The 7,562-nt window shown below is 61.1% G+C and carries 7 protein-coding genes and 1 pseudogene; 4 read left to right on the top strand and 4 right to left on the bottom strand.

The annotated features are described in order from the left end of the window. Positions 1-186 precede the first annotated feature (186 nt). The gene (locus EOA32_RS10110) at positions 187-501 is read left to right on the top strand and encodes a YMGG-like glycine zipper-containing protein (RefSeq protein WP_095832672.1); all 315 of its coding nucleotides are present in this window, start codon (positions 187-189) and stop codon (positions 499-501) included. A 23-nt stretch (positions 502-524) separates the two neighbouring features. Here EOA32_RS10110 and EOA32_RS10115 read toward each other — a convergent pair whose 3' ends face one another. Next, the gene (locus tag EOA32_RS10115; RefSeq protein WP_245499233.1) at positions 525-2,525 is read right to left on the bottom strand and encodes an HWE histidine kinase domain-containing protein; all 2,001 of its coding nucleotides are present in this window, start codon (positions 2,523-2,525) and stop codon (positions 525-527) included. Between the two features lie 261 nt (positions 2,526-2,786). On the opposite strand from EOA32_RS10115, the gene EOA32_RS10120 reads away from it, so the two are divergent. Next, positions 2,787-3,401, top strand: coding sequence for a methyltransferase domain-containing protein (locus tag EOA32_RS10120; RefSeq protein ID WP_128371674.1), 615 nt, complete (start codon positions 2,787-2,789; stop codon positions 3,399-3,401). Between the two features lie 194 nt (positions 3,402-3,595). Beyond that, positions 3,596-4,786: a GGDEF domain-containing protein gene (locus EOA32_RS10125; RefSeq protein WP_245499234.1), complete on the top strand. Its 1,191-nt coding sequence runs from the start codon at positions 3,596-3,598 to the stop codon at positions 4,784-4,786. Between the two features lie 897 nt (positions 4,787-5,683). Here the strand turns inward: EOA32_RS10125 and EOA32_RS10130 are convergent. Together EOA32_RS10130 and EOA32_RS10135 are read right to left on the bottom strand one after the other, a co-directional pair. Beyond that, positions 5,684-6,265, bottom strand: a pseudogene (locus EOA32_RS10130) (SOS response-associated peptidase family protein). 11 nt (positions 6,266-6,276) lie between these two features. After that, positions 6,277-6,459: a hypothetical protein gene (locus tag EOA32_RS10135; RefSeq protein ID WP_128371676.1), complete on the bottom strand. Its 183-nt coding sequence runs from the start codon at positions 6,457-6,459 to the stop codon at positions 6,277-6,279. 162 nt (positions 6,460-6,621) lie between these two features. Between EOA32_RS10135 and EOA32_RS10140 the strand changes: the two genes are divergently transcribed. Next, positions 6,622-6,840 carry a hypothetical protein gene (locus EOA32_RS10140; protein ID WP_128371677.1) on the top strand — a complete coding sequence of 73 codons (219 nt, stop codon included), beginning with the start codon at positions 6,622-6,624 and terminating at the stop codon, positions 6,838-6,840. A 387-nt stretch (positions 6,841-7,227) separates the two neighbouring features. Here EOA32_RS10140 and EOA32_RS10145 read toward each other — a convergent pair. Further along, positions 7,228-7,562, bottom strand: a 335-nt coding sequence (locus EOA32_RS10145; protein ID WP_145971283.1) for a transposase, incomplete at its 5' end; no start/stop codon positions are given.

Here is a 7,562-nt window from a genome sequence, read left to right on the forward strand (position 1 = left end):
GTGACCGCCGCTGTTTTCCGTCGCCGAGCCAACTTTCCTGTTTGGCAACCATGGCCTTCAACCGCCGGGAAACCTTGACTCATTTCGTGAGCAGGCTCCGCCGCCGTTCCGCCGCAATGCGAGCCCACTTCGGCCAGGTACGCCCCTGTTTTAGTTGGTCTTTGGGGCTTTGAAGGAGTTCTGGAGATGATCAAGAAGGTTTTCGTGGCCGTGCTGATGACCGCGGCACTTGCCGGATGCGAGACCCAAACCGAGGGTCAGCAGCGAGCAACCACCGGCGCGCTGATCGGCGGCGCCGGCGGCGCGCTGGTCGGCCAGGCGATCGGCGGCAACACCAAGTCGACCGTCATTGGTGCGGCAAGCGGCGCGCTGCTCGGCGCCGTCGTCGGCAGCGCCACCACCCCGCAGCGCCGCGGCGAGCAGCTCTGCCGCTATCAGGACCGCTACGGCCGCATCTACACCGCGCCGTGCGACGATCGGTATTACCGCGGCGATTATTGATATCGCCCGATCGGCTGATCTCCTTACCTGGGGAGATCAGCCGGCAGGGCGCCGGTCCCCGTTGGGAGAGTCTCCCTTCCAGGAAGCAGGCCCACCCGAAAAGCGCAATGCAGCCCTGACTGTTCGTAGTTCAAGGTAACGCCGCCGCCCTCATACTCGAATATCCTGTGCAGCAGCTCCGTGCCGAACCCACGCTTGCCACGAGCGACGGGCGGGCCACCTTTCTCATGCCAATCCAGTTCAAGGACCCGGCTCGTCTCACCTTCCTCGACCTTCCATGAAATCGAGATCGATCCTGTCGAATTCGACAGTGCTCCATATTTGATGGCGTTCGTCGTGAGCTCATGAAGGGCAAGCGCGAAGGAGAGCGCTATATTGGGAGGCAGCCAGACCCGCTCGCCGCTGAGATCGAACCGGGCAAGCGGCGCGTGGGGCTCGATGGAGGCGGCAATGAGGATTTGGAGATCGGCGCCGCTCCAGTTCTCCCGAGTAAGGAGATCGTGCGCCTTGGCCAGTGAGATCAGCCGGCTGGAAAGTGCCGCTCCCGCCTGGGCAAGGCTGGTAGCGGTGCGTATGGTCTGCCCCGCTATCGCCTGAACCACAGCCAACGTGTTCTTGACCCGATGGTTCAGCTCCTTGACCAGCAGTTGACGCTGCTCCTCGCCGCGCTTGCGTTCGGAGATATCAAGGCTGATCTGCACCGCGCCTATGATTGAGCCTTCCGCGCTGCGGATGGGCCGCGCGCTGGAAAGCAGGTACCGTTGCTCCCCCGAGGGCAGCGTGTAGGCGAATTCTTCGCTGTGGGTTTCCTCGCCGCGCATCGCCCTGCTCAGCGGGCGATCCTCCCGGCTGACCGGTTGGCCGTTCTTGTAGGCCAGCGTATCGATCACCAGGTCGGGCGTCCCAAAGGATCTCCGGGACTCCGTCGACAGGCCCATCAGTTCCGCCGCGAACCGGTTGCGGATCACCTGTCGCGCTTGCGGATCATAGGTGAACCAGACCGCCACCGGCGCCGTATCCAGAACGGTTTCCAACTCGCGCGTGCGTTCCGCGATTGCGCGCCCGGCTTTGATCATAGCCTGGGCAACCGAGTCGAACTCGGCGACTGTCGTCGACAGGGGTTCGACCTCGCTTCCAGAGCCGAGCGCATCGGCACGCGCGGCGAGGTCGACTGTGGCCTTTGTGAACCTTGTCCCGACCACGTAGCCGAGAGCCAGCGAAACAAGCAGCGCTGTGAGGCCTGTTGCGCCAATCTGGGCGAGCGACCACCAGAGAGGCGCCTGAACATCAGAGAGCGGAACATTGGCGGTGTAGAACCAGTCCGAATAGGGCGATCGGTAATATCCGGCCAGCAGCGTGGTGCCTTCGAAATTGCGAGATCGGAACGTACCGGAGCGACCGACGACCTTTGCTAAATATTCCGGCAAACCGGGCTTGCCGGTCACCTCACCATGCAACTTGGACCTTGCAACGTAGTTGCCCTCACGATCACCGACAGCGACCGTCCACCCTGCTGGTACCGCGGGCAGCATAGCAAGGCGAATGCGTTCCGTCGGGACCGACATCGAAAGCAGCAACGCCTGGCCTTTCGAGCCCGACACTTGTCTGGTGACCGCGATCCGGTATGCGTTCGATCCCGGCGCGGCGAACACGTTGCTGACCAGCACGCCAGCAAGATCCAGGTGCTCGCGCTCCTCGGGCGTCAGCGGTTCGGCCGAAGGCTCGGAGCCCTTGGCGGATTCAGTGCTTGCCAAGGCGCGGCCACCGAGATCACGCAGCGTGATTACCTGATCCGTACCCTGGACGAGGCGGCTCGCCTCGGTGCCGAAAGCCTGCAGATCATCATCGGCGAGAGCAGGCGCCTTGGAAAGCCCTTCCAGAAGGGTCTTGAGATTGACGATTTCGCCATCAACGACCAGCGACACCTGACGAGCAATCCAAAGCGCCTCCTGCTCGATACGAGACTGCTCATGCAGGGCGTAGGCAACGAACAGATAGGCAGCAAACAGCCAGACCGGCAACACGGCGGCCGCGATTAGTCCAAGCAGATGGGCTCGTGCCGATCGACGAGGCAAACTCGCGTCCCCTGTCTGTCCCAACGTTGCAACCATACCCCCAAGCTGACGAACGACAAGTGTGGACTAGCTCCCGCGCAGATATCGCAACCAGGCGCTGGCACCTCAGCGTCAGCCCGCGATGAAGGGAAGCGCTGCGTTCGCTCGCGTCATTCTTTTGTACTCTTTGCGATGTAGCACCATTTGCGGCGGGCTAAGGAGGAGGTCGAAATGACGACGAGCCTTGCCGGCGCGCTGAAGGACCGTGGCAAACGCGCGGTGAAACGGCTGATCGGGTATGATTCCCGCAACTGGCTGCGCATTCGCCAGATCGAGGCTTTCACGGCCTTCCTCGAAGCGGCCAACCGCAAATCCCGCGACGTCATCGAAATCTCACCCGGCTGGAACCGCTACTGGCGGGCGATGTGCCCGAACTACCGCTCGGTCGATTTCCCCGAGTTCGACATCTGCCGCGACCGCACCGACGAGCAATTTTCGATTGTCATTGCCGACCAGGTGCTCGAGCACGTTCAGCGGCCGCTCGCGGCCGCCGCCAACATCCATGCAATGACGAAACAAGGCGGGTGGGCAATGGTGGCGACACCCTTCCTGTTCAGGGTGCACGCGCGACCGCACGACTACAACCGCTGGACGCCGGCGGGATTGAAGCAGGTCATGATCGAGGGCGGCTTCGCGGAAAATGACGTGCAGGTGTTCGGCTGGGGCAACAAGGCCTGCGCGAGGGCGCACATCGGCGGGCCGGTGCGGGCCTACGGCCTGTGGCGGGATCTCAGCAACGACGAGGAGTACCCGATAATGGTGTGGGCCTTTGCGAAGAAAGCATGAGCAGATCGCGGCTCAGGAGCTGGCTGCCATGCGATCGCCGCTGGAAATCAAATCTTCATCTTAACCAGGCATGCTAGCGCGCTCTTAGCGGCCCACTGGGTCAGACGAGTTCGACGAGGAAGCATCTAGAGCTTAGCGGCCGTGTCAGATCCGATGATGACAGCCCTGCCCTCGCCGCCGAAGTCGACCGGCTTCTGGCGCGCCGCACGCGCGACATCCGCCTAAAAGGCGAGATAAGAAACCTCTTTCGAGCACGTGTCTGGCCGCAAACGGCGAAAATCATTCGCGCCTGGATGACCTGGGTGGCCTTGCTTGACGTGCTGACCCTGGCGCTCAACATGCTGATGCTGCCAAGGTCTGTCGCGCACTCCATGCTCCTGCCGGGGGCGATCATCCCGCCAGTGGCAGTAGCCGTTGTTTTCGCGTGGCGAAAACCGCAGGCGGCCTGGCTGCAAGGAACCTCCCTGATTGCGGGCATGTTCCTCATCCTGCTGTCCGTCGCGTTGGTCGGCGTAAGCGCTGGTGGCGAGTTCTATGAACGGCAATTGAATGTCATGCTGTTCGTTGCCATTACCGCCATCATCATCTTCGGTATCCCGCTGGCCTGGACCGTGGCCAACGCCGGGCTGGCTCTTGGGCTTTATCTCGTGTTTCAGCTGCAGAACCCCGCCATCGGCTTGGGGAGCGCCGTGGCTGCGACGCTGTTCTTCGCCAGTGGTATCTTCGCAACCGTCGCCGCGCGACGCATCATGACAATTCTGGCTCAGAAGACTTTCCTGTTTGAGCTTCGCGATCGGCGCCGGGTTGCCGAACTGGCCAAAGCGAACCAGCGGTTGGAAATGCTGGCTAGGACCGATCCGCTCACCGGCATCGCCAACCGGCGCTGGATGACGGAAACGCTCGGCCGCATCTGGGGAAGCGACAAACTCTGCCTGGACGGTGCCGCAATGCTCATGTGCGACATCGACCACTTCAAGAAGCTCAACGATCACCTCGGCCATGCCGAAGGCGACCGCTGTCTGGTCGAGGTCGCCAGGATTATCCAGGAAAACGTCAGGCGCGATCACGATCTCCTGGCCCGCTACGGCGGCGAAGAGTTCCTCGTGCTTTTGCCTGGGGTGACCAAGGAAGAGGCGACATCGGTGGCCGAACGCATTCGAAAGAGCATTGAGGCCGCAGCCATTCCCAACCCAGGCTCGCGCGTTCGCCGCGTTACCCTCAGCATTGGAGTAGCGGTTCAGAGCGCGGACCAGGCCGTCTCACCGGAGCAGCTACAGCGTCTCGCCGACGCAGCGCTCTATCTGGCCAAGCAAGCGGGCCGTAACCAGGTGCAACTCCACACGCCGGAGTCAACCGGGCACCAGACCATTCGGGTCGCACGCTAATTGGCTGCCGCAATGCTCGCCCAACCGCCGTGGGCGGTGGTGCAATTTCATCTGGCCGGCTTTGTATGCGCTGCTGCTGTAAGTGAGAGGAGCTTCCTGGATTGCTCGATCCGCCTGGCACTCTTGGTAACAAGGGGCGCGCGTCTGGTCGACCGACTCTCGGTTGCGCATGTTGTGGCGGACTGCGTTCAGGAAACGCGGAGTATTGCTGCCGTCCTTTGTCTCCATTTATCGGATTCCCGTCATCATTCGGGTGGCATCATCCGAACAAGATCGAACGGACTGCCGCCTGTTGCATCGTGAGCGGCTAGAGGCAGGTTCGCATTCACTTTTGAGATTCGCGCATTATGATCGATACACTGATGGAATGGCGAGGGCGCCCTTCATGTTTTCGGCGATGCTTCTCCACGAGCATATCAGCATGGCGCGACGGCACGTTCGCGACGGCGAACGGCATATCGCGCGTCAGCACGAGCGGATGCCCGCCTAAGAAACAAGAGGCTGCCGAGCAGGCACGCGTTGAGGTTCCTTGACTTGCTGAAAGAGTCTTACGCCTTGCGATGCGAACATCTGTCGCGACTGCTGATGCGAACACCTGTCGCGACTGCTATCGACCGGCTCACAAGGAGGCTTGAGGTTTCTGCCGAGACGCAGGTCACAGAGGGCACTAATACGGTCATTCGATTCCTGGCCCGATCGTCCGGCTCGGACGGGGCCTGGAGGAAGAGCTTAAAGAGTCTTGAGCTGGTGGCCGCGAAAACTCCCGAGGGCAAGCTTCCTTAGGTGACCGCGGCGTGGCGGGTGGGCGGCCCTATCAACCGAGCGGTGGACACAGGAGCTACCGGGAACCAGACCTTCCATCGGGGTATTGGCAGGCTAATTGCTGTAGCAGAATGGTCAGTGTGACTCTGGTCGAACCGTCTCGACTGAGAGAGATCCGGCAGGAAGCGGTCGCAGCAACTCACTTTCCGGCTTTGCCAGGTTGAGCCAGACGAACCAGTTCTCCGGCTCAAGAACCGCGACCTGGCGGTTGTGATATGGCGCTACATCCGAACTAGGATCTGTCGTCAGCATCGTGAAGCTGGGCGGCTTGTTGCCGGCCGCCTCGCGCCAGAGCCCGGCAATGCCATGAACCGCGCGTCGTTAAGCATGAAGCGGTGTTTCGCTTTCGGATATTTCGTTCCCGTGAATTCGAAGAATGCGGAAGCCGGAACCAGGCAGCGCTTGCTGTTGCCAAACTGTCGGCCCTCGGAGCGGAAATTGAAAACCGGCCCGCCTTTGGGACCGGCCGGCGGGAAGCCGAAGGTCATCGAGGCCAGCTCGATTGCATCGCCGGCAACGCGCATTATTGGCGGCGGGTCGTTTATGCGGATGTCGTCAGCTTGGGGCAGATCGAGCTCGGTCTGATGGCTCGGGAAGCGACTCCATCGTTCGGCGGTACTCTGCCCAAGCGACATGCTGCTCGTAGTCGTTGCACATGTTGTCCGGCTCTACCTCTGCTTCCTCGCCAGAAGACGCGCCTCTCCAAGAAGAGAGTTCGCGTCGTTCCCGATGATGTCGACGAGCTCGCGCGCCTGAGCCTCGGCGATTCCGGTTTCGCGGATAAGAAACCGCACCCGAAAATCCTTCACCGCCTGAATGTCATCGGTGCGTTCCTGCTCGTTATCGCTCATCGAAGATGCTTGGCCAACCACCCCAAACCTGGGTCAAGCGACTATGTTCCAGTAGCGGCAGCCACACCGGATTCTCCGATGCCAACGCTCGCTATCACAGTTTCGTGAGCCTGGTTGGAACCTTCCCGACGCGGCACGGTTGCTCCAGAAACGGAGCCGAGCATGCCACAATTCCATGTTGAAGAGATGGCGGGTGAAACTGTCCTCACAAGACATGTTACCCGTGCTGCCGACGCGCTGAGCGCCGTCAAAGCAGTCACCGGGGGGCAAATTTGTGCCCGAAGTGACCACAAGCGCTGGTTTCGCGTCGTTGACGAAAGAAACGCCAGCGTCCACGAGTTCGGTGTCGAAGAGCCGCCGTCGCGCGACTTCGCAAAATGATGAAGCCCTCTAGGCGACCCGGCCGCTATCATGGTGACACAGGATTTGGCGGCCGGGCGCGCCCAGTAGCGCCAGGTTGCCCTGGCCTACCCTTTCGAGCTCTGCCAATAGCTGGTCAGCGTCAGTCACACCGCGTCCGAACAAGCACATGACTTTGATCGCGACGTTTTCGCGCTCATCCACGCGTTCGATCTTGTGACTTGAGCAGTAATCACTCACGGCCTTTGCAAGAATGCTGACCGCGGCCGGTTCGACTATTCCGTATACCGGGGGGGCAGCATTATGCTCGCTTCCACGCATCGTTTACCCTCTACCCCCGAGACCCAACAACGGGAAGAGAATACACCTGATAAAAGCCAGCTTCGAGTCAATTAGAGCGGCGGATTTTCATGTGAGTCCATAGCCTGCGGCAGTGAAGTAGTTTCTGCATTCTGTTGGGGAGAACAGATTGCAGATATCGCCGATGGCCTGCCACAGGGCGTCGATGGTTCTGATGGCCTTTGCGCGCAGATGCGCCTTGAGCTTGGCGAAGGCCATTTCGATCGGGTTGAGATCCGGACTGTAGGGCGGCAGGAAGAGCAGCCATGCGCCTCTTGCCCTGATGGCTGCCTCGGCGGCTGGACTCTTGTGGGCGGCGAGGTTGTCAAGGATGACGACATCGCCCCTTGCCAACGTCGGAGCGAGCTGCGTTTCGACGTAGGTCTCGAAGATGCGCCGGTTCA

Origin of the sequence: Mesorhizobium sp. M1A.F.Ca.ET.072.01.1.1, from assembly GCF_004023325.1 — a bacterium.
Taxonomy (GTDB): domain Bacteria; phylum Pseudomonadota; class Alphaproteobacteria; order Rhizobiales; family Rhizobiaceae; genus Mesorhizobium.